Source organism: Affinundibacterium baiyunense, from assembly GCF_018139645.1.
Taxonomy (GTDB): Bacteria; Pseudomonadota; Gammaproteobacteria; order Burkholderiales; family Burkholderiaceae_D; genus Undibacterium; species Undibacterium baiyunense.
The window spans coordinates 269,869-290,596 of record NZ_JAGSPM010000001.1 but is presented as its reverse complement, the minus strand read 5'-3'; the positions used below and the strand labels follow the sequence as shown (position 1 = coordinate 290,596).

The 20,728-nt window shown below is 45.0% G+C and carries 18 protein-coding genes; 7 read left to right on the top strand and 11 right to left on the bottom strand.

Features of this window, described 5'->3' with window-relative positions; all coding sequences use genetic code 11:
• Nucleotides 1-77: 77 nt before the first annotated feature.
• Nucleotides 78-236: a hypothetical protein gene (locus KDM92_RS01185; protein WP_212682639.1), complete on the top strand. Its 159-nt coding sequence runs from the start codon at nt 78-80 to the stop codon at nt 234-236.
• Between the two features lie 105 nt (nt 237-341).
• Here KDM92_RS01185 and KDM92_RS01180 read toward each other — a convergent pair whose 3' ends face one another.
• From KDM92_RS01180 to KDM92_RS01165, 4 genes are all read right to left on the bottom strand, one after another.
• Complete coding sequence (locus KDM92_RS01180) at nt 342-755, bottom strand: bacteriohemerythrin (RefSeq protein WP_212682638.1); 414 nt, start codon at nt 753-755, stop codon at nt 342-344.
• 255 nt (nt 756-1,010) lie between these two features.
• On the bottom strand, nt 1,011-1,730 hold the full coding sequence (locus KDM92_RS01175) for an anaerobic ribonucleoside-triphosphate reductase activating protein (protein WP_212682637.1): 720 nt from the start codon (nt 1,728-1,730) through the stop codon (nt 1,011-1,013).
• A gap of 1 nt (nt 1,731) precedes the next feature.
• Nucleotides 1,732-1,929 carry an anaerobic ribonucleoside-triphosphate reductase gene (gene nrdD, locus KDM92_RS18725; RefSeq protein ID WP_212682636.1) on the bottom strand — a complete coding sequence of 66 codons (198 nt, stop codon included), beginning with the start codon at nt 1,927-1,929 and terminating at the stop codon, nt 1,732-1,734.
• Nucleotides 1,930-1,946: 17 nt separating this feature from the next.
• Nucleotides 1,947-3,962: a ribonucleoside triphosphate reductase gene (locus KDM92_RS01165; RefSeq protein ID WP_212682635.1), complete on the bottom strand. Its 2,016-nt coding sequence runs from the start codon at nt 3,960-3,962 to the stop codon at nt 1,947-1,949.
• Between the two features lie 464 nt (nt 3,963-4,426).
• On the opposite strand from KDM92_RS01165, the gene KDM92_RS01160 reads away from it, so the two are divergent.
• A complete protein-coding gene (locus KDM92_RS01160) occupies nt 4,427-4,828 on the top strand; it encodes a hypothetical protein (RefSeq protein WP_212682634.1) in 402 nt (133 codons plus the stop codon).
• 294 nt (nt 4,829-5,122) lie between these two features.
• Nucleotides 5,123-7,351, top strand: coding sequence for a TonB-dependent receptor plug domain-containing protein (locus KDM92_RS01155; RefSeq protein ID WP_212682633.1), 2,229 nt, complete (start codon nt 5,123-5,125; stop codon nt 7,349-7,351).
• Nucleotides 7,352-7,598: 247 nt separating this feature from the next.
• Here KDM92_RS01155 and KDM92_RS01150 read toward each other — a convergent pair whose 3' ends face one another.
• Genes KDM92_RS01150 through KDM92_RS01135 form a run of 4 tightly spaced genes read right to left on the bottom strand, consistent with a single transcriptional unit; the run spans nt 7,599 to nt 11,329 of the window.
• Nucleotides 7,599-8,318, bottom strand: coding sequence for an ABC transporter ATP-binding protein (locus tag KDM92_RS01150; protein ID WP_212682632.1), 720 nt, complete (start codon nt 8,316-8,318; stop codon nt 7,599-7,601).
• Entirely contained in the window at nt 8,311-9,534 is a 1,224-nt protein-coding gene (locus KDM92_RS01145; protein WP_212682631.1) for an ABC transporter permease, read from the bottom strand. Before KDM92_RS01145 ends, KDM92_RS01150 begins: the two co-directional genes overlap by 8 nt.
• A complete protein-coding gene (locus KDM92_RS01140) occupies nt 9,531-10,724 on the bottom strand; it encodes an efflux RND transporter periplasmic adaptor subunit (protein ID WP_212682630.1) in 1,194 nt (397 codons plus the stop codon). The genes KDM92_RS01145 and KDM92_RS01140 overlap by 4 nt, the downstream gene beginning before the upstream one ends.
• Entirely contained in the window at nt 10,721-11,329 is a 609-nt protein-coding gene (locus KDM92_RS01135) for a TetR/AcrR family transcriptional regulator (protein WP_212682629.1), read from the bottom strand. Before KDM92_RS01135 ends, KDM92_RS01140 begins: the two co-directional genes overlap by 4 nt.
• A 202-nt stretch (nt 11,330-11,531) precedes the next feature.
• On the opposite strand from KDM92_RS01135, the gene KDM92_RS01130 reads away from it, so the two are divergent.
• Nucleotides 11,532-11,888 (top strand): carboxymuconolactone decarboxylase family protein, encoded by a 357-nt coding sequence (locus KDM92_RS01130; protein WP_212682628.1) that lies wholly within the window; start codon nt 11,532-11,534, stop codon nt 11,886-11,888.
• A 177-nt stretch (nt 11,889-12,065) separates the two neighbouring features.
• Here the strand turns inward: KDM92_RS01130 and KDM92_RS01125 are convergent, their stop codons facing one another.
• The 3 genes from KDM92_RS01125 to cadR form a co-directional block, all read right to left on the bottom strand.
• Nucleotides 12,066-12,848 (bottom strand): site-specific integrase, encoded by a 783-nt coding sequence (locus tag KDM92_RS01125; protein ID WP_212682627.1) that lies wholly within the window; start codon nt 12,846-12,848, stop codon nt 12,066-12,068.
• 26 nt (nt 12,849-12,874) lie between these two features.
• Nucleotides 12,875-15,841, bottom strand: coding sequence for a Tn3 family transposase (locus KDM92_RS01120; protein ID WP_212682626.1), 2,967 nt, complete (start codon nt 15,839-15,841; stop codon nt 12,875-12,877).
• 188 nt (nt 15,842-16,029) lie between these two features.
• Nucleotides 16,030-16,485: a Cd(II)/Pb(II)-responsive transcriptional regulator gene (cadR, locus tag KDM92_RS01115; RefSeq protein WP_438947452.1), complete on the bottom strand. Its 456-nt coding sequence runs from the start codon at nt 16,483-16,485 to the stop codon at nt 16,030-16,032.
• Between the two features lie 76 nt (nt 16,486-16,561).
• Here cadR and KDM92_RS01110 point away from each other — a divergent pair, with 76 nt between their 5' ends.
• From KDM92_RS01110 to KDM92_RS01100, 3 genes are all read left to right on the top strand, one after another.
• Nucleotides 16,562-18,823: a heavy metal translocating P-type ATPase gene (locus tag KDM92_RS01110; RefSeq protein ID WP_212682624.1), complete on the top strand. Its 2,262-nt coding sequence runs from the start codon at nt 16,562-16,564 to the stop codon at nt 18,821-18,823.
• A gap of 52 nt (nt 18,824-18,875) precedes the next feature.
• Nucleotides 18,876-19,232, top strand: coding sequence for a hypothetical protein (locus KDM92_RS01105; RefSeq protein WP_212682623.1), 357 nt, complete (start codon nt 18,876-18,878; stop codon nt 19,230-19,232).
• 261 nt (nt 19,233-19,493) lie between these two features.
• On the top strand, nt 19,494-20,720 hold the full coding sequence (locus KDM92_RS01100) for a TolC family protein (protein WP_212682622.1): 1,227 nt from the start codon (nt 19,494-19,496) through the stop codon (nt 20,718-20,720).
• The last annotated feature ends 8 nt before the right edge of the window (nt 20,721-20,728 follow it).

Here is a 20,728-nt window from a genome sequence, read left to right as displayed (position 1 = left end):
GAAATGTGAAAGCGAATTCTAGGAATGCGTGCAATTCATGAGTCGTGCAGATAAATGTCTGCATGATGCAATAGCGTTTGCGTCTTTTTGACTCGCAAAGTGCTCATGCCATTGGCGATCAGCTAGGATTCAATTTCACACTGGCGAATGCTGGACGTAAATATGACATCATTGCCGACCATTGGCGCCGTCTCAATGAATCGTTTGAAGTCGTGTTTGCAGCCTTGTTCGAATAGTAATCGTACAATCCGTGAAATTTTCTATAAGCGACCGACTGCGGAAAACGCAACTAGAAGGCAACATGGAAAAATCAAGAAGCCGATGAAAATACTGAAAGAGTGTTATTGAGGGCTTGCATCAGACTTCTGAATCGCAATCGCCAATTCTTTATCGGCCATGTAAATATGAGAAGTAAGCCAAAACTTTAGCAGTTCAGCCGTTTCTTTGGCGACGTATTCTCTTTTTTCAGCTAAAGAAGCTTGCAGACGAACTACGCGCTCCAGTAATTTCTTGTGCTGCTTCTTATGGTTTTCAAAGCCTGGATAACCAGTTAGTTTCATCATTTCTTCTTCGCGCTCGAAATGCTCACTGGTGTAATCGAATAGGCGCTGTAGGATGTCTTCCAAGATGTCGCAATCCTGCTTTAGATCGGCAGCTGTATAAAGTTCATTGACTATGTTGATCAGGTTTTGATGATCACTATCGATGAGCGTGTTGCCTACACTTAAAGTGGGATTCCATTGAAAGTACACCATAATAAATTCCTATCCTTAGTTACTTACTAGTGAATTTTTCCTAGGTGCCTTAGTGTAAATCGGTGGTTGTTTGTGGGCAAGTGTTTGATTGATAATAGGCGAAGTAGATCTATCTTTCAAATGGATGAAAGCTTTTTAGATGGTTTGAAGAGTTGCACTTTGAAATCTGTACTTTGAGGTAAATTGAAGCTTCAAACCAGCTACTTTTTGAGATGCGCTTTGTTGTGCATTTCTTAGTGCGCATTGCACGGCGATTTAATGATTCTGTCGCAATGTGAACTTGGGGAATAGATCTTGAAGAGTTTGCAGCGTTGTCGCATCCGGATAATCGTTTGGCAGATTTGTTTGTAAATTTGTGTCTAGGCAGCCTAGTGATCGAAATAGTTGTATCGCATAGTTGGTAACACCCATTACTGATAAATCGTAAGCTAAATTCACTATATCCTCAGAAGACAACAATGCAGGATGAACCGTGGTACGACATTCGTAATCGACTCCACTAGCCAGTATCATCTGTGTGCATGCCTGAATATGCTGACCACTATCCGCTTTGCCCGTCACAACGGGGTAGCGATGAAAGGGGGCTTTGATATCAAAGCCTACCCAATCTAGTTTGGGCAAGATGGCTTGTAGTTGGCGGGGATAAATGCAAGCAGTATGCAAGCCAACTGCAAATCCTAGTTGGCGCACTTCGTCAATTGCAGAACTTAATGCTGGATCTATTGTTGCCTCACCACCGCTAAATACAACGGCGTCGATAAAGCCGACGCGTTGCCTTAACAAATGTAGAACGGACGCCCAAGTAATCGGCGCATCGGCTGTTCTGGTTTGTAAATGCGGATTATGACAATACCCGCAGCGCCATGGACAGCCTTGCACAAACACGACTAACGACAATTTGCCTGGGTAATCGGTGCTGCTAAATTTCGTTATCCCACCAACTTTAAGTGTGCGCAATGCTGTCGCTGCTGGCATCTCAGTAAGCTTTCTCTACTGTATTTTCTTCAAAATAAGTGCGTTCATAAAACTCCCCTTTTTTTCCGGTATTAAATGAACTCACTGGTCGATGATAGCCCATGACACGGGTCCAGACTTCACAGACTTGACGTTCCGCATCATCTAAGATGATCGATGGATTTTGTGTTTGAGAAAGAGGGGCATTGCTAGTGTTCATAGAGACTCCTATTTAAGTTAAACAAACTGATGTTGCTTACGAGCGATTAATTCTTCATCGCATTTTGGACAAAATTCATGCTGCCCACGAAGATATCCATGCTTAGGGCAAATCGAAAATGTCGGTGAAATAGTGATATAGGGTAAGGTGAATCGGCTGAGTGCCTTTCGTACCAAATGTCGGCAAGCGTCGGCACTGCTGAGCGCCTCACTCATATACAAATGCAAGACGGTTCCCCCTGTGTATTTACGTTGAAGATCATCTTGCAAAGTGAGTGCAGTAAATGGGTCATCTGTAAAGCCTACCGGTAATTGCGACGAGTTGGTGTAGTAGGGCATATCCTGGGTGCCGGCTTGCAAAATGGCGGGAAATTGTTTACGGTCTTCTTTTGCAAAACGATAAGTTGTCCCTTCTGCTGGTGTTGCTTCTAGGTTGTACATGTGCCCGGTTTCATCTTGAAACGCCAACATACGTCCACGTACATGATCCAATAAGCGAACGGCCATCGCATGCCCAGTGTCGCTGCTGATATCGTGTTGATCGTCGGTAAAGTTACGTATCATTTCATTGATACCATTAACACCTAAGGTAGAGAAATGATTGCGCAATGTGCCGAGGTAGCGTTTGGTGTAAGGGAATAGACCATTATCCATGTGGCGCTGTATGACTTTGCGTTTGATCTCTAAGCTAGTTTTTCCTAACTCAAGCAACTTATCGAGTGCAGACAATAAGCTAGGTTCGTCGCCACGATACAAATAACCTAACCTCGCACAATTGACGGTGACGACACCAAGAGAACCCGTTTGTTCGGCTGAACCAAATAAGCCGTTACCGCGTTTTAGTAGTTCACGCAGGTCTAACTGGAGTCGACAGCACATCGAACGTATCATGTTCGGTTTCAACTCAGAGTTAATGAAATTCTGAAAATAAGGTAAGCCATAACGTGCCGTCATTTCAAAAAGTAATTCTGCATTTGGACTATGCCAATCAAAATCCTCGGTGATGTTATAGGTAGGAATAGGGAAGGTGAAGACACGCGCTTTTGCATCGCCTGCCATCATGACTTCGATATAAGCGCGATTGATGAGATCCATTTCTGCCTGTAAATCACCATAAGTGAAATCCATCTCAACTCCAGCAATCACCGGTACTTGATCACGTAAATCTTCTGGACATATCCAATCGAAAGTCAGATTGGTGAACGGTGTTTGGGTGCCCCAGCGCGATGGTACATTTAAGTTGTAAATGAGCTCTTGTAGATATTGTTTGATGTCCTTGTAATCGAGCTTATCTTTGCGCACATAAGGCGCCATGTAGGTATCAAATGAACTGAATGCCTGCGCACCAGCCCATTCATTTTGTAGCGTGCCGAGAAAATTGACGATCTGCCCGATGGCGCTAGAAAAATGCTTGGGCGGATCAGATTCCACTTTTCCTGGAACCCCATTTAATCCTTCGTTTAGTAAAGTGCGCAAAGACCAACCTGCACAATAGCCTGCCAGCATATCAAGATCATGAATATGCAAATCGGCATTTCTGTGGGCTTGTCCTACTTCAGGTGGATAGACATGATTGAGCCAGTAATTAGCAATAACTTTTCCCGAAACATTGAGGATCAATCCACCTAGTGAATATCCTTGATTAGCGTTTGCATTGATACGCCAATCTTGTCTGTTTAGATATTCATTCATCGATAATTCAACATCAACTAGGGATTTGTTATCGACCCTTAGTTTCTGATGCTGTTCACGATAAACGATATAGGCGCGTAAGGTCTTTCGGTAGTTTGCTTCAAACAAGCATGATTCAACCAAATCTTGAATTTGTTCAACAGAAAGTGGCTGAGGTGCTGGAAATTTCTCAATTAGGCTTAACACTCGCCTCGTAATTTTGTGTGCATGATCGGCCACAAATTCACTGCTTGCCAATCCAGCACGCTTGATTGCAGAGTCAATTTTGCTTGCATCAAAACTGACAATGCAGCCATCGCGTTTGATTATTTTGCGATGGGATAAAGGGAAGTTTATGCTCATTGAGACTCCTTAAAACACAATATGTAGTGTGTTTTTAAGAATAGTGACTAAATGTAGTTGGGTCAACTGCTGTGAATCCCAATCTTATTTTCATTGATATGTGTCAAATTGGAGAGTGTAAACGAGATACGCTTATAGCTTTTTATTGAAATAGCTAAGCTCGATGAGCAGAGATTTTTATCCGCAAGCTATGTTTAAACTTTTCTATTTAGACGAGAAGTCGGTCTTAGGGGACTTCGTACATTCGATCGGTATCAGTTATGAATTTATCGGCACATTCCGAATAAATTAACGACACGATCACAAGGATGATTCATGATATTTATCATCCTTCTAAATAAATAAAGACCGTACAATTGAGTCTTCTTTGAGTGTTGTAGATGCCGTGATTCAAGCGGTGCAATCAGTGGCTGGATGTGGATTTGATTGTTTTATTTCAGGTCCCTTTTATTTTGTAATTTTCGATGAAAACCCTATTACAACGACGCTCGATTTTTTCACGTTTAGCACAGCTAATGCTGCTGCTTTACGGATTGACTTTGGGTGTTGCAATCGTTTCTCCAGTTGTTAATCCCAAGATTCTCAATCTGGTTTGTACCAGCACTGGCTATAAATTTGTCGCGCAAGAAACTGGTATCGATGGTTTGGGTATTGACGAATCAACGAGCGCATCCATGCAAGGGCACTTACTTGATTGCTCTTTGTGTCTACCGTCGGGCATCTTACTGGCGACATATGACGGTATTACTTATCGCCCGTCACATTTGTATGTTTATTTGTTGCCGCCTATTTCTGCAACTGGCTTTTATTCATACATCACGACGGCATTTTTTGCACGTGGCCCACCTTCTAATTTCGCTGGCTAAGTGGCGATTAAAGCTTGATTGATTTCCCTTATTCAAGGAAGTTCATTTCTATGATTGATCAACAACCGTTCATTACTATGACGAAGCTCAGGGTAATGAATGGATATCTCATTACGCCTCAATAGAACAATAAGAGTAATGGAGTGAGATATTTGTTCTGCCTGAAAAAAGGCAAACATTTTATCTCGTGACGAGTCCAATTTTTTGCGTAGCTTGCGCTACTGCCTACACATATCGTTCACAGGAACATTCCTATAAATGTTCTTAACGAAAAAATTTATTGAAGAACTAATTATGAATACACTTTATCGAAAAAAATTAATTGTTTTGGCTATTGTCGCCACATTCACAAGCCAATTTTCTTTTGGCCAAGTCCAGCAAAGTGCTTCAAAGAAAAATCAAGAACTTAGTCAAATCACTATTCGTGGAGAGAAGATTGCTGCACCTAACGTTGATGGAGAAAGTAAAGCTGGGTCAGCGAGCATTTTGAGTGATACAGCGTCACTCTTAGAAAATATTCCAGGCATGAGTTTATATAAAGCTGGTGGACTTTCGAGCCTACCATCCTTACATGGTTTAGCAGATGATCGTTTGCGTATTCAGGTTGATGGTATGAACTTGATTTCGGGCTGTGCAAATCATATGAATCCTCCACTGTCTTATATCGATCCAAGCAATGTAGGAAGTATACAGGTACTGAATGGTATTGCCCCTGTCAGCAGTGGCGGCGACAGTATCGGTGGCACCATCAAAGTCAATTCAGTAACTCCGGTCTTTGCAGGAAAAAATCAGGAAAGTCTTTTGAAGGGAAAGACGAGTATTTTTTATCGAAGTAATAGTCATGCTCGCGGCGCCAATGTAAACGCTAATTATGCGACACCCAGCTTCAGTTTGAACTATTCAGGTGCAGTTGCAAAAGCCGATAATTATCTGGCAGCGAAGTCTTTTAAATTGAATGGGTTGTCTGCCTTAGGAAGCGTGACATCTGGCCGAGAGGTTGGTTCATCCGCTTACCAAAGTGAAAATCATGCATTAGGCTTTGCGATAAGGGGCTCAAATCAATTACTCGAATTGAAACTAGGGTTGCAAGATATTCCTTTACAAGGCTTTCCAAATCAACGCATGGATATGACGCGTAATCGTAGTGAGCAAATCAATCTGCATTATCGCCAGCAACTTGAGTGGGGCAATGTTGATGCACGGATTTATCATGAGCACACGCAACATAGAATGAATTTTTCTGATGATAAGCAATATTGGTATGGTAATGCGCCTGGCATGCCGATGGAAACAGCGGGACATAATACTGGCGCGGTACTCAAAGTAGATTGGGTGTTGTCTGAACGTGATAAATTGATTCTTGGCTCCGAATTACAGCGATATCGCATGAACGATTGGTGGAACGCATCAGGTACGGGCATGATGATGGCACCGAATACCTTTATCAATATTAAAGATGGCGAACGCAATCGACTTGCTATATTCGCTGAGTGGGAAGCGCAGTGGAGTCCTGCTTGGTTTAGTCAGCTCGGTGTGCGCAGTGAACGCGTCAGAATGGATAGCGGTGCCGTCGCTGGATATAACAATATGGCCTATGGTGATCCAACTTCCACCACATCTATTCCTGGCATCTTCAATCATAGTGATCGTCAACGCAACGATCATAATGTTGATGTAAGCGCGGTATTTCGTTTTGCCCCAGATAGTAATTTTAGTGTTGATGGCGGCTATGCTTACAAGACGCGTTCACCCAATTTATACGAGCGTTATACATGGGCAAATAGTAATACCATGGTGATGAACATGAACAATTGGTTTGGCGATGGCAATGGCTACGTTGGTAATTTGCAGTTGAAACCAGAGATTGCACAAACCTTGAGTGCGACAATTCATTGGCAGAATTTTGTTGACAGCGGAATTGAATTCAAGCTTGCGCCATTTTATACAAGGGTGCGTGATTACATTGATGCTGTCGCTTGTTCGTCTATTGGAAAAATTTGTGCTGCGCGCAAAGATGGTTTTGTTAACTTAAGTTTGAGTAACCAGCAGGCGGAGTTATTCGGAATCGATTTGTCGTTCGAAAAAACGCTCGCACAATCCCGTGATTTTGGAAAAATTCATGCGAAAGGCGTTATCAATTATGTGCGCGGAGAGAACACACAAACGCGTACCGGTCTCTATAACATCATGCCATTGAATGCAAAATTCAGCTTGCAGCAGCAAATTGATCGATGGACAAATACCTTAGAGTGGCAGGTGGTCAATGCTAAATCTCATGTTTCAGAAATTCGCCGTGAGTTAAATACTTCTGGTTACGCATTGGTAAATCTGCGTGCAAGTTATGATTTTCAGCAGGGACGAATTGATTTTGGTGTGGAAAATTTAACCAATCGTTTTTATTCTTTACCCTTGGGTGGTGCTTATCTGGGGCAGGGAGCAACGATGGGAATGGGCGTTCCTCATGGGACGACCGTGCCGGGAGTTGGACGTTCTATGTATGTTAGTGGCACATGGAAGTTCTGATTTGATTTATTGATCGGCAACTTTCAAAATGCGAACTGATGCTAACTGTATAGCGATACATTCTATGCAGAGTTGTCCTCATCAGTTGGTTTTTGATATCTAGTCGAGATTTGTGTTTTGAACTTTATCCCCATAGATGTGTGTCGGCACATCTATGGCCCCCTTACTGTGCAAGGTCACATCATCGATAAATTCTGTAAGAAGTTTTCACGAGTCAAAGACAACGATGTTGCGATTCATCGAGACCCTAAGCAAAGTTTCTGCCTTCTCCAGCTTCTTCATAAGTCACGCCGTCGCGTATGTGATAAATCCGCTTGAACGTGGGGATAATTTTTTCATCGTGAGTAACAACGACGATGGCGGTATCGAACTGTTTAGCCATTTGGTTGAGTATGCGGATGACAGCTAATGCGCGTTCACTATCAAGTGGTGCTGTTGGCTCATCGGCTAAGATGACTGGTGGCCGGTTGATTAATCCACGTGCAATCGAAACCCTTTGTTGCTCGCCACCAGATAATTGGGATGGCATTGCTTTGGCTCTATGTCCTACATCCAACGCCTCTAAGAGTGCGACCGCACGTTGACGAGCTTCGGCATTGGCAACACCTGCCAGCATTGGTAATAGAGCTACATTATCAGTGACATCTAAGAACGGAATTAAATACGGTGCTTGAAAAACAAAACCAATCTTGTCACGCCTTAGTGCTCGTAAATCTTTAATATTCCATCCATTCTCATAGATCACATCTTGGCCTAAAATCATGCGCCCTGAAGTGGGCTCAATGACGGCACCGAGACATTTTAAAAGGGTACTTTTACCAGAGCCAGATGGCCCCACCAGACCAACCACTTCGCCGGGGGCTACCACCATATTGACATTTTTTAAGGCATGGACTGCAGTATCTCCTTGACCATAGGTCTTGGTTAGATTCTCGATTCGAATACCTTTGCCTTTTGATTTATCCACCAATGGCCTCCGCTGGGTCTACCTGTAAAGCAACGCGTATCGCGAGTAAGCTGGCCAACATACAAATCGCCATTACTGCAAAAAAACCACTGACGGCGTCGCTATTTTCTAGCAATACATATTTGGGGAAAATGGGTGCCCAAAATGTTGCTGATATTTTTCCTACTGCAAAACCGATGACACCTAAGGCTAAGGATTGCTGCAGAATCATGGTGGCAATTGTGCGGTTTTTTGTACCAATTAATTTTAGTACTGCGATCTCACGAATTTTCCCTATCGTTAGTGTGTAAATAATGAAGGCAACAATCGCGGCACTGACGATCGCTAATATCACCAAGAACATACCAATTTGTTTGGCAGAAGTGGCGATTAATTTTGCAATCAATATGTCTTCCATTTGTACGCGTGTATAAACTGTTAAATGCTTCCATCGACGGATTGGCTCTGCAACACTTTCGGGATCGGTTCCAGGGCTTATTTGCACTAAAACAGCGTTAACGGAGTTGTTCACACTTTGTGACTGAATTACTGCTGCCAATAGCGTTGGCGTATTAGGTCGATTTAGTGCCGGATTTTGTGCGGTGCGTGCACGTTGCCGGACAATCGCAACGTTGTCTTTTAAAAATTGTGCCTCTTGCGCATCACGCAACGGAATGAAAATCATCGGATCGCCGCCGGACGACACCATGCGACGGGTCAGTCCGACTACCTGATATTGATTGCGGCGAATTTTGATGTTCTCTCCTAGTTGTAAGCCTGAAGAGATGTCTGCGATAGCTTCATAGTGATCACGCGTGATGTGTCTACCAGCGACTAGATAGGCTGGCTGCCCTGGTTGTGCAGGTGCGTTGGTAACGGTGCCGACAATCATCGCGCGAACCTCATTCGCCATACTTGTACTGTGCGCTTGGGTTCTACGTACTTGCATCGTAAGGTAAGTCACATTGCTAGCTGCAGCTACGCCTTGCATGCCAAGTAGGCTGCGATAAGTGTCGTCATAAATACTCGATGCCTCTGCGTATGGCCCGAGGGTATCTTGTTGCACGATCCATAAATCAGCGCCGCTATTATCAAGCAGAGTTTTTGCATCATCTACCATGCCGCGATAAAGGCCTGCCATAGTGAGAGTTACGCCGATCAATAGGCCAAGGCCGATCCCAGTAAAAACGAATTTACCCCAGCTATGTAAAATATCGCGACCGGCCAGGCTAATCATTTGGATGTTCCGGCAAGTTGATCGACGACCTTAATTCGACTGGCTGTATTTAATTTTTTAAAACTGTGGACGACGATACGCTCACCTCCTTGCAATCCCTCTAGCACTTGGACGTTGCCAGCGAGGTCACTAATACCAATTTTGACCGGGACGAATTGCAATTTTTCCTGATTAAGTTTCCATACTCCAAGTTCCCCTTGTAAGCGTTGCAGGCTGGCATTTGGCACAACCGGCATGATTTTTTGTAATGGCATAGCGACCGTAACTTCAACTAATTCACCGATCGAGGGTAGTGGTTGCGGCAAATGATCAAATGAAATTTTCGCTAACAGCTCTTCGGTAACAGAATCGGCATGTGGCTCAATACGGACGATTTTGCCGGGCAACGCAGAGGCTCGCGTATGTAACGAGATTTGCACTGGTAGTGATGAAGTTAAACCGAAAGCTCGTTGTTGATCAAAACGTGCATTGATCCAAATTGAGCTCGGTTCCACTATCTCTAGCACAGCTTGTCCAGCAACTACAGTGGTTGCTGGATCTATTTCACGACGCATCACGATACCATCCACGGGTGACAATAAGCGTAAATGTGATCTTTGGCGCGCCATGCCATCCCGTTCGGCGCGAGTGCGTTGTTGTTCATCACGCATTGCATCGAGGTTAGCTTGTGCAGCAATAGCATTTGCCTGTGCAATACGAAAATCTTGTCGTTTCACTTCCATCGCTTCTTCGCTAATAACCCGCGATGGCACAAGTTGCTCGTAGCGCTTCACTTGTAGCTCTGCAAATTTTTTACGTGCTTGCGACTCTTGAGTGTTTGCTTCCGCACTCAAAATATTCGCACCTGCGCGTTTGACACTCGCATCTAGCGCACTTATTTTCTCCTCAAAATCGATAGGGTCAATTTCAGCTAATATTTGCCCTTGTTTCACGACGTCACCAGTTTGCACCTCAACGCGTTTCACACGGCCAGCAACTGTGGGACCTATCTTATGGGTGTAACGCGCTTCTACGGCTCCAATGCCAAATAGGGAAGGCTGAATTGCACGCTTTTCAACATTGACAGTTGTGACGCTAATGGGAGCCAATGGACCCGAACGCAAAAAGACATAGCCTAGCAATCCAAGCATAAGGCTCATGACGATGGCAAGTGCAAACTTACGTCCATACTGTTGAATCACTTGTTTCATGGGGTACTCCTGAGGCCGCGTTCGTAAATAGAAAAAACTTCTGGCGCATCCAGTAGAATTTTTTGAATATTTCCAGATAAAAGCGATTGCATTACCAAACCTTGAATGGTGCCGATGAACAAAATGGCACAAGCTTGAGTATTGATCTCGGCGGAAATCTCACCGACGGATTTTCCACGCTCTATGATTGCGCGCAGCCGTTCTGCGTATGCTTGAATTAAGGTTTGCGCTAAATGTTTTGCCGGTGTCATCTCCGCTTTTTGCAGCTCGCCAAATAGCATGCGCGGCACACCTGGATGTTCAACGACAAATTCCAAATGGCTTGTAAACATGGCATACATCGCATTCAGTGGTGACTCAATTCCCGCAGATGCTTTATCAATTCGCCCGAGAAGATGTTGGCTAACCCATTCCATCACTGCCTGCCAAATCGCATCTTTGGTTGGGAAGTGACGAAACAGAGCGCCCTGAGTTAATTGCATGTGTTTAGCAATGGCGGCGGTAGTGATATCGCCCGGATTCTTGGTCGCAGCGAGCGCAATGACTGCTTCTACAGTAACAGCTTTGCGTTCATCAGCTGGGAGGTGCTTTGCATGAATTTCCACGATTCGACATTCTTTCTTTGGGGATATCTTTGAATAAAGTAAGTAATCAATTACTATCTTACTTCATTAACTGCAGATTGCAAGGGATTTCTATGGGATTGTTAAGCAATTTGCGATGCCTCAATATCTAGTAAGAAGACTGCCTGTATTCAATTAGTGCTGAGACATAATGTCGCCATCAACATCGATCAAGGAGCAATTTATGGATAAGAATTATCGCGATATTACCAAATCAATTTCCGCATCATTAGCGATATTGCGGACAGATACGCCGGATGTCATGAAGGCGTTCTCGATGCTGGCACAAGCAGCAAGCAAAGATGGCGCTTTGGATAAAAAGACGAAGGAATTAATCGCACTTGCACTCGGCATTGCCGCCCATTGTGATGGCTGCATCGGTTTTCATGTGCAGGCTTTAATTAAACTAGGTGTCAGTCGCGCTGAATTTGAAGAGATGCTTGGTATGACCGTGTATATGGGCGGTGGACCATCATTAATGTATGCTGCGGATGCTCTAACTGCATTTGAGCAAATGTCGACCCCAATGGCGACTGAGTAAATTGGATTCGATGTTGGCCTTGGTGTTAGATATTTCGGCTTTGATTCATTGATGGTTGCTAGACTATTTGGTGCGATTTTGGGATTATGATCGGTGCGTGAGTATGACTAAATATGAGTTTTGTCAGCGAAACCATCCAGTTTAAATAAGTCGAATTAAAATAGTACATTTTTCCGACTATTTGTCGCCGTTCTTTAGGCCTGACTCTATACGTCTTTGGGAATATGAATCTGCAGAGTCAATATAGCGGATGGCGGACTGTATGTTCTTCCACCCGACATATTCCATCAAAGTCTTAATATCCCAGTGATTTGAACTTGCCCAATTAGCGAATCCACGGCGCAACGAATGCCCACTGTACAGCTCAACATCTACGATCCCGGCTTTCTGCATTACCTTTCGAAAAATCGGCACTAGACTGTCTTGATTTAATCCATGGCCATCAATATGACCCCATCGATCAATCGCACGAAAAACTGGCCCTGAAGTCAATTGAGAAACTTTTATCCATTCTAAGTATGCCTCTACCGGACAAAGTCTAGAAAGGGCAGGCGTCTTAAAGCTAGTTCCCTTGTAATGACGATCACCTTTGGTCTGGGAAAGATAACAGGTCATCCCTTCGCCACGAACGATCTCAATATACTCAATCCGCAATCTTGTTAGTTCGTCGCCACGAAAGCCGCGCCAGAATCCAACTAATAAAAGTGCCTTGTCGCGAACATAACGGAGCTCCTTTTGACGATCCCCTAACCGGCACGCCACGTCAATTGAATCATCCAACCATTTAACTACACGCTCAACTTGATCAAGTTGTAATGGCTTCGCTTGTTTCTCTCTGGCAGGGTGGAGCGCTTGTATGCCTCGAAACACCTTGCGAACGACTGGTGATTTAGTGGGATCGGGAAAACCCTGCGAAATATGCCACTGTGCCAAGGCGGCTAAACGTTGACGTAGGGGCAAATTGAGGAAACGGAAAAAATTGTACGCTAAGGATTTCCGTTCTTTCTTAATGACCGGAACTCACCATTATCCAGGCGTTTACTTTGGCGCCAAATATAGTCACCAGTAAGGTTAATATGTTCCCAACCTAGTGGAGATAAATATTGCAATAATGAATCATCGACTGTCTGCCCGGCATCGCGCATTGCTTGAATGATTCGTTCAAGATATACCGTATTCCACAATACAATCGCGGCGGTGACTAGATTCAAGCCACTGGCACGATAACGTTGCTGTTCAAAGCTGCGATCCCGGATTTCCCCAAGACGATTAAAAAATACCGCTCTTGCCAGTGCATTACGTGCCTCCCCTTTATTTAAGCCGGCATGAACGCGACGACGCAATTCTACATTTTGAAGCCAGTCTAGTATGAATAAAGTTCGTTCAATACGGCCAAGTTCGCGCAAAGCGATGGCTAAACCATTTTGCCGAGGATAACTACCAAGCTTTCGTAACATCAAGGAAGCTGTGACAGTACCATGTTTAATCGATGACGCTAGGCGCAGTATTTCATCCCAGTGAGCACGCAGATGTTTAATATTCAAAGTGCCACCGATCATTGCTTTAAGAGCGGGATAGTCCTGCTCTCTCGATGGAATATAAAGTTTGGTATCGCCTAAATCGCGAATTCGCGGTGCAAACCGGAATCCTAATAAATGCATCAGCGCAAAAACATGATCGGTGAAACCTGCCGTATCAGTGTAATGTTCTTCAATGCGTAAATCGGATTCATGATAGAGCAAACCATCCAAAACGTATGTTGAGTCACGAACGCCGACATTCACAACTCGTGTGCTAAATGGTGCATATTGGTCAGAAATATGCGTGTAGAAAAGCCGTCCTGGTTCTGCACCATATTTAGGATTTATATGGCCAGTGCTTTCGGCTTTGCCGCCTACCCGGAAACGTTGTCCATCCGATGATGAGGTTGTGCCGTCGCCCCAATTTGCAGCAAATGCGTGACGAAATTGAGCATTGACCAACTCGGCCAGCGCAGGTGCATAGGTTTCGTCACGAACATGCCATGCCTGTAACCAAGATAATTTGGCATAAGTCGCACCCGGGCTTGACTCTGCCATTTTGGTGAGTCCCAAATTGATCGCGTCAGCGAGAATCGCTGAAAGTAACAGGTTGCGATCCTTGGGGATTTCTCCTGATTTTAGGTGTATAAAATGACGGGTAAATCCTGTCCAATCATCGACATCCATCAACAACTCAGTGATCTTTATTCGCGGAAGCATATTGCCGCCTTGATCAATTAAGGCTTGAGCCGCCGCCGGTACCGCTGCATCAAGTGGCGTCATCTTGAGACCTGAATCGGTGATAATTGCGTCTGGTAGTTCATCCGATAAGGCTAATCGATTTACTTTGGCCAATTGCTGATCTAGAAAATCCAGTCGTTCTGCCAGGTATTGGTCACAATGCGTGTTGATGGCAACAGGAAGCGTTCGCGCAACCCTCATCTCTTCAAACTTTGCGGTTGGCAGCAAATACTCATCGAAATCACGGAATTGACGTGAGCCTTGTACCCAAATATCGCCCGAGCGCAAAGAATTTTTTAATTCCGACAGCACACACAATTCGTAGAATCGACGGTCGATACCATCCTCTGTCAAAACCAATGGTTTCCACCTCGCTTTAATGAAGTCGATGGGTGCGTCATCAGGCACTTTACGAGCACCTTTTAAATTCATTTCACGCAATACATCGACGGCATCCATCACACTTTGCGCGGCAGGTGCAGCGCGCATTTTTAGGACATCTAAGAACTCTGGTGTATAGCGTCGAAGTGTGCTGTAGTTTTCACCGACGAGGTGCAAGTGATCGAATGATTCCGGTTGCGCCAGTTGCGCCGCTTCCGCTACGCTTTTCGTAAAGTCATCCCAAGGCAAAACAGCTTCAATCGCATCATAGGGATCCATACCCGCTTGCTTTGCCTCCACCAATGCACGTCCAATTTGCGTGTAAAGTCTGACCTTGTCGTTGATCGCTTTACCCTGTTTTTGGAATTGCTGCTGATGCTTGTTTTTTGCCACACTAAATAGGCGGACGAGGATGCGATCATGCAGATCAACCAGTTCATCCGTGACAGAGGCTGTGCCTTCAATCACTAAGGCCAGCAACGTGGCGTAACGTCGCTCCTCCTCAAAATTGGCTAAGTCGCGTGGTACCATTTGACCACCTTCCCGTGCCATTTTTAAGAGCCTATTTTGATGGATATGACGGCCAATACCATCAGGCAGAGCTAATGCCTGAAACATTTTTAATCGTTCGATGTGTTCCATCATGTAGCGTGAATTTGGTTTTCGTGGTGATTGGCGTAACCACGATAACCAGGTGATACCGCTACCAGGCCGAATTTCTAAAAGTGCGTCAAGTCGCCGTAAATGATGTGGTTCCAATGGCGCGACCAAAGTACGATAGATGCGCCGATTCGCACGCGATATGGCTTCCGAGCACGCACGATCAATCACATTCAAACGCGGCAAAATAACATTGCATTTGCGTAAAATTGACAAAGCATGGTTTGCCAGTATTACCCCTTTATCGGTCTGCATTGCTAAATCCGTCAAACCATTAATCAGGAGACGTAAATCAGCTCGTCCAAACGGTTGCAGCCCTAAATAAACACGTAATTCTGATAAGTGCTCGCGTCGGGTGGTATCGCGCTCACCATAATGTGCCCATGCACTAGCATCCACACGTATTTGACGCGCTACCCATTGGATAATCAATTCAGGAACATCGAATTCATTACCTAACGCATATCCGGGAAACCTGAGCAGACATAACTGGACAGCAAAGCCCAATCTATTAGGGTCGCCACGCCGTTGACGCACCAGTGCCATGTCAGCGTCATTTAACGTGTAATGTTGGATGAGATCATCTTGACTCTCTGGTAAGGCTAGTAGGCTACCCTGTTCGGTAGCAGAAAGAATGAGACGACGTGGCATAGTAACTTCGCGCAGCAGGAAAGATTAATAATGAAAATCACGAGTACACTCTGTTTAACTCTAGAAAGCACCAATAGATTGCTTTCATAAAGACGCAATTCCAATTTGTGATGAATTTTCGTAAGATCAAAAACAAAGTCCATATCGTAGTGCAGGTAACTAAGTAAGGAAAACGAAGATCAAAAAAATCAATGACAACCGCCTCCATGACTGCCTAAATTTTTACTCGACAATCCCTCGGTGGTCGCAAGATTATGCAAAATACCGCAATCTTTACCCGCAGTAGGGTTGTCGCAAAGACTACGTAATTGACTGAGTTGTTTTTGCAACTCAGTCAATTCATGAATGCGATGTGTAACATGGTCAATATGTTTATCTAAAATTTGATTCACTTCCGTGCAGGTCTCCTGAGGCGCATCCTTAAAAAGTAAAAGCTGACGGATTTCATACAAGGTCATATCCAATGATCGACAGTGGCGGATAAATAAAAGTCGTTCAGCATGGCTGTCACCATACAAACGATAATTTCCTTGCGAGCGTATGGCTGGAAGAAGTAAGCCTTCCTTTTCATAAAAACGAATGGTTTCTACCTGACAACCAGATCGTTTTGCGAGTTCACCAATCTTTAATTCCATTCGATTCATCCTCATCGCAAAATAATGCTTGACCCTATACCTACTACAGGGTTTCTAATGGCACTATACGCCCTAAGGAGCTTTTATGTCATCCACAACTGAGGAAACATCCATTCGTAGCAGTAATCAACATGACTGTGCTTGTGGGGATACACCGCCGATCACTGCAACGTCACCGGAGTCACCCTCCGCCGTCGGTGCATCATCGGTGGTATATAGAATTGAGAACATGGATTGCCCCACGGAAGAAACTTTGATTCGTCAGAAACTGACTTCTATTAAAGGCATTACGCAGCTTAAATTTAATCTGCTAGAACGAAAACTCACAGTCGAACATCGACTAGCGGATGAAAAACCGATTCAGCAAGCTTTACAGGAAATCGGTATGCAAGCCGAGCTGGTCGATACGGCGACGCAAGCCCAACAACACCCAAGCACATCCCCTACGAGCAGTAAATCATGGTGGCTGATTGGTTTGGGTGTTGCCAGCGCGATTGCTGCAGAAGTGATTGCCTGGGTGAGTGGCAACGAATCAAGTTGGGCTGTGATTGCGCTATCCTTATTTGCCATTCTCATCAGTGGCGTTGGCACCTATAAAAAAGGATGGATCGCGCTCGCCAATCTCAATTTAAACATTAACGCCCTGATGGCAATTGCTGTTACAGGTGCTGTGATCATCGGGCAATGGCCAGAGGCGGCAATGGTGATGGCTTTGTTTAGCCTGTCAGAAATGATCGAAGCCTTATCCTTAGACCGTGCGCGCAATGCCATTCGGGGATTAATGGCGATGGCACCTGAACAAGCGACGGTGAAACAGGCTGATGGTACTTGGCTCACCGTAGGAACTGACCAAATTCAAATTGGAGCGATTCTACGGGTCGCGCCCGGAGAACGCGTTCCGCTTGATGGCATATTGACTGAGGGGGGATCTGCGATTGATCAGGCTCCGATTACAGGAGAAAGTATGCCAGTTGCAAAAAATATTGGGGATCAGGTATTTGCTGGGACGATTAATCAAAGCGGTTCCTTTCTCTATCGTGTCTCTTCCACAAAATCAGATTCGATGTTGGCACGCATTATTGTGCGCATTGAAGAAGCGCAAGCTAGCCGTGCGCCTACACAACGTTTTGTGGATCAATTCGCCAAAATTTACACACCTGTGGTCTTCTTGTTAGCGTTGGCAGTCATGATTGTGCCGCCTGTCTTTTTTGGACTGTTGTGGTCGGTATGGGTCTACAAAGCCTTGGTATTACTCGTGATTGCTTGCCCTTGTGCACTCGTGGTGTCAACACCAGTGACAGTAGTGAGTGGACTGGCCGCAGCAGCTAAAGCGGGCATCTTGATCAAAGGTGGAATTTATCTTGAAGACGGTCGTAATTTGAAAGTGCTTGCACTGGATAAAACCGGCACCATTACGTTGGGGAAGCCTAGTGTCACCGATATCACGCCACTTCAAGGGGATACCAACGCCCATTTAGGGCTTGCGGCAAGTTTAGCGAACCGTTCAGATCATCCTGTCTCTGGTGCCATTAGTCGGTATTGGCAATCGCAATTTTCTACTGTTTCTCTCACTGAAGTATCTCAGTTTGAAGCTTTGATGGGACGTGGTGTAAAAGCACGCGTGGATGATCAGTGGTTTTATTTAGGCAATCATCGACTGGTTGAAGAATTAGGTATCTGTAACACGAGCCTGGAAGCGACTTTACGCACCTTTGAAGGTGATGGAAAAACTGTGGTCATTCTCTGTAATGAAACAGCGCCACTTCTGATGGTTGCCGTAGCCGATACAGTTCGAGAAACTAGCCGACAAGCCATTGCCGAACTACATGCGATGGGCGTGCGTACCGTGATGCTGACTGGTGACAATACGCTCACGGCTAAGGCGATTGCCAAGCTGGTCGGTATTGACGACGCGCGTGGCGACTTATTGCCAGAGGATAAATTAGCGGCTATTCAGCAAGAAATAACACAATATGGTCACGTCGGGATGGTGGGCGATGGTATTAATGATGCCCCAGCACTGGCCAAAGCCCATATTGGATTTGCGATGGGTGCCGCTGGGACGGATACCGCATTGGAAACGGCCGATGTGGCATTAATGGATGATGATCTGCGTAAGATCCCTCAATTTATTCAATTGAGTCAACGTACCTCCCGCATTCTGAAACAGAACATTAGTTTAGCGTTGGGGATAAAAGTTGTTTTCTTAGTACTTGCAGTCTTTGGTTCTGCAAGTCTTTGGATGGCGGTTTTTGCGGATATGGGGGCAAGCTTGTTAGTCATTTTTAATGGCTTACGCTTAGTCAAACTTCCCGCATCCAAGCTTGCTGCGAAATCAGCATTATAGATAACAAATTTGTCATCCAATAGAGAAACAGATCAGGTATATAATTCGCGTCATGTATAAAAAATGGATCATCCTGTTAGTCCTTGCGTTGACCTTCCAACTAAGTTGGACGGCGGCAAGTGCTTTCTGTCAGCATGAAACAGATAAATCCACGCAACATTTTGGGCATCATCCTCACCAACATCACACTGCGGATCAAGAGGATCAAAAGAATAAGACAGGCAATCAGAAACCTGTGTCGCATCCAGATTGTACGACATGTCATCACGGCGCTTCAATGACTGCTGATGCACAAGTATGTCCATTTGATGATCTAGGACGTCAAGATTCCCGATCGCTCACACAACTTCAACTTCCTATACCGTTTTTGGCAGAGCCAGAACGTCCCAAATGGATGCGCGTCGTTTAATCCGGCGCCAATTCACTGTCATTCTTCATTATTTTCTTTTGTATTGAGATCCAAGGGTTGACAGCGCACGACCGGATTTTTCCTATCGCTTCATTTTAAGAATAGTTTCAGGAATTATTTCAGGGGAGTTCCATGCAAAAATTGCTTTTGCCGCCCACGTTGTCGTGGCTCGCGGTTGTATTACTTACGTCATCACCCGCATACCTTGTGGCGCAGACATTACAGACTATTACCAACATAAAAGATCAAGCGAGTACGCAAATGCTCGTAGCTAGACAACCGACAAATCAAGATCCAAATAACGACGTGAATAGTCGTTTGAGTTTGCGAGAAGCGATACGTTTAGCCCAGCAATACCACCCGGATATCGCTGCTGCCAAACGAGAGATAGCGGCGACCGAGGCAAGCTTACGTCAAGCAGGCTTGCTACGTAATCCAGAACTGGTTGCGATGATGGAAGACGCCCGAACTGAAAATCGTAGTACCACCTGGCAACTCAATCAAGCTATTGAACTGGGTGGGAAACGACGTGCGCGCCTGTCGGTGGCCGAAAGCGGTTTGAATATGGCAAAAATCGAGTTCGCCATGATGGTAAATGAGATTCGGGTCACCGTCACAACGCGTTTTAATGAGGTGCTAATTGCACAAGAACGTCAGCGATTGGCACTCACTTCATTGGAGCTAACACAGCGTGCTTACAGTGCAGCCAAAAAACAAGTCACCGTGGGCAAAGTGGCACCCTTAGAAGAGAGTAAGGCGCGGGTGGCGCAGTCCAGCGCGCAGCTTGAGTTAGCGAAATCCGAGAGTGAATTAGTGATTGCACGCCAACGATTGCACTCTATGATCGGCAATAAGGCGCCTTCATCCATTGAATTGGTGGGACGTTTTGATACTTTACCTGTGGTGCCTGATAGCTTGGATGTAGAAAAGCAGATGATGCAATCACCACAGATCATCAAAGCAAAAATAGAGGTGGAAAAACGAGCTGCAATGGCCGATGTAGAGCGCAGTAAACAAATTCCAGATATCACCTTAAGTCTTGGTGCCAAACGGGAACAATTGACGGGGCGACAGCAGCCTATGATCGGAGTCTCTATACCGATTAGCCTGTTTGATCGTAATCAGGGCAATGTTCAGGAAACCATCAGTCGTCTGGATAAAGCAAAAGATGAACTGCAATCGACGCAAATTCGTGTGCGCAATGAATTGATGCAGGCAATTCAGCGACTGCGCTTTGCGATCGACGAGGCACAGCTAAGCAAAGCAGACGTGCTGCCCAATGCCCAAAATGCCTTTGACCTTGCGCTAAAAGGCTTTGAATTTGGCAAATTCGGTTTCTTAGACGTACTCGATGCGCAGCGTTCTCTCTTAGCTGCGAAAGCACAATATTTACGTAGTTGTGGCGATGCCCATCTTGCCGCAGCGGATATTCAAAGACTGCTGAATGATCAAGCGTTTGAATTCTATCCAGCGACTGACTCATTTTAGGAATAATC

Bases quoted from the DNA above. Each gene is read 5' to 3' on its own strand.
- KDM92_RS01180 (WP_212682638.1), bottom strand. From the start codon at position 755: ATGGTGTACTTTCAATGGAATCCCACTTTAAGTGTAGGCAACACGCTC.
- KDM92_RS01175 (WP_212682637.1), bottom strand. From the start codon at position 1,730: ATGCCAGCAGCGACAGCATTGCGCACACTTAAAGTTGGTGGGATAACG.
- nrdD (WP_212682636.1), bottom strand. From the start codon at position 1,929: ATGAACACTAGCAATGCCCCTCTTTCTCAAACACAAAATCCATCGATC.
- KDM92_RS01165 (WP_212682635.1), bottom strand. From the start codon at position 3,962: ATGAGCATAAACTTCCCTTTATCCCATCGCAAAATAATCAAACGCGAT.
- KDM92_RS01160 (WP_212682634.1), top strand. From the start codon at position 4,427: ATGAAAACCCTATTACAACGACGCTCGATTTTTTCACGTTTAGCACAG.
- KDM92_RS01155 (WP_212682633.1), top strand. From the start codon at position 5,123: ATGAATACACTTTATCGAAAAAAATTAATTGTTTTGGCTATTGTCGCC.
- KDM92_RS01145 (WP_212682631.1), bottom strand. From the start codon at position 9,534: ATGATTAGCCTGGCCGGTCGCGATATTTTACATAGCTGGGGTAAATTC.
- KDM92_RS01140 (WP_212682630.1), bottom strand. From the start codon at position 10,724: ATGAAACAAGTGATTCAACAGTATGGACGTAAGTTTGCACTTGCCATC.
- KDM92_RS01130 (WP_212682628.1), top strand. From the start codon at position 11,532: ATGGATAAGAATTATCGCGATATTACCAAATCAATTTCCGCATCATTA.
- KDM92_RS01120 (WP_212682626.1), bottom strand. From the start codon at position 15,841: ATGCCACGTCGTCTCATTCTTTCTGCTACCGAACAGGGTAGCCTACTA.
- cadR (WP_438947452.1), bottom strand. From the start codon at position 16,485: ATGAATCGAATGGAATTAAAGATTGGTGAACTCGCAAAACGATCTGGT.
- KDM92_RS01110 (WP_212682624.1), top strand. From the start codon at position 16,562: ATGTCATCCACAACTGAGGAAACATCCATTCGTAGCAGTAATCAACAT.
- KDM92_RS01105 (WP_212682623.1), top strand. From the start codon at position 18,876: ATGTATAAAAAATGGATCATCCTGTTAGTCCTTGCGTTGACCTTCCAA.
- KDM92_RS01100 (WP_212682622.1), top strand. From the start codon at position 19,494: ATGCTCGTAGCTAGACAACCGACAAATCAAGATCCAAATAACGACGTG.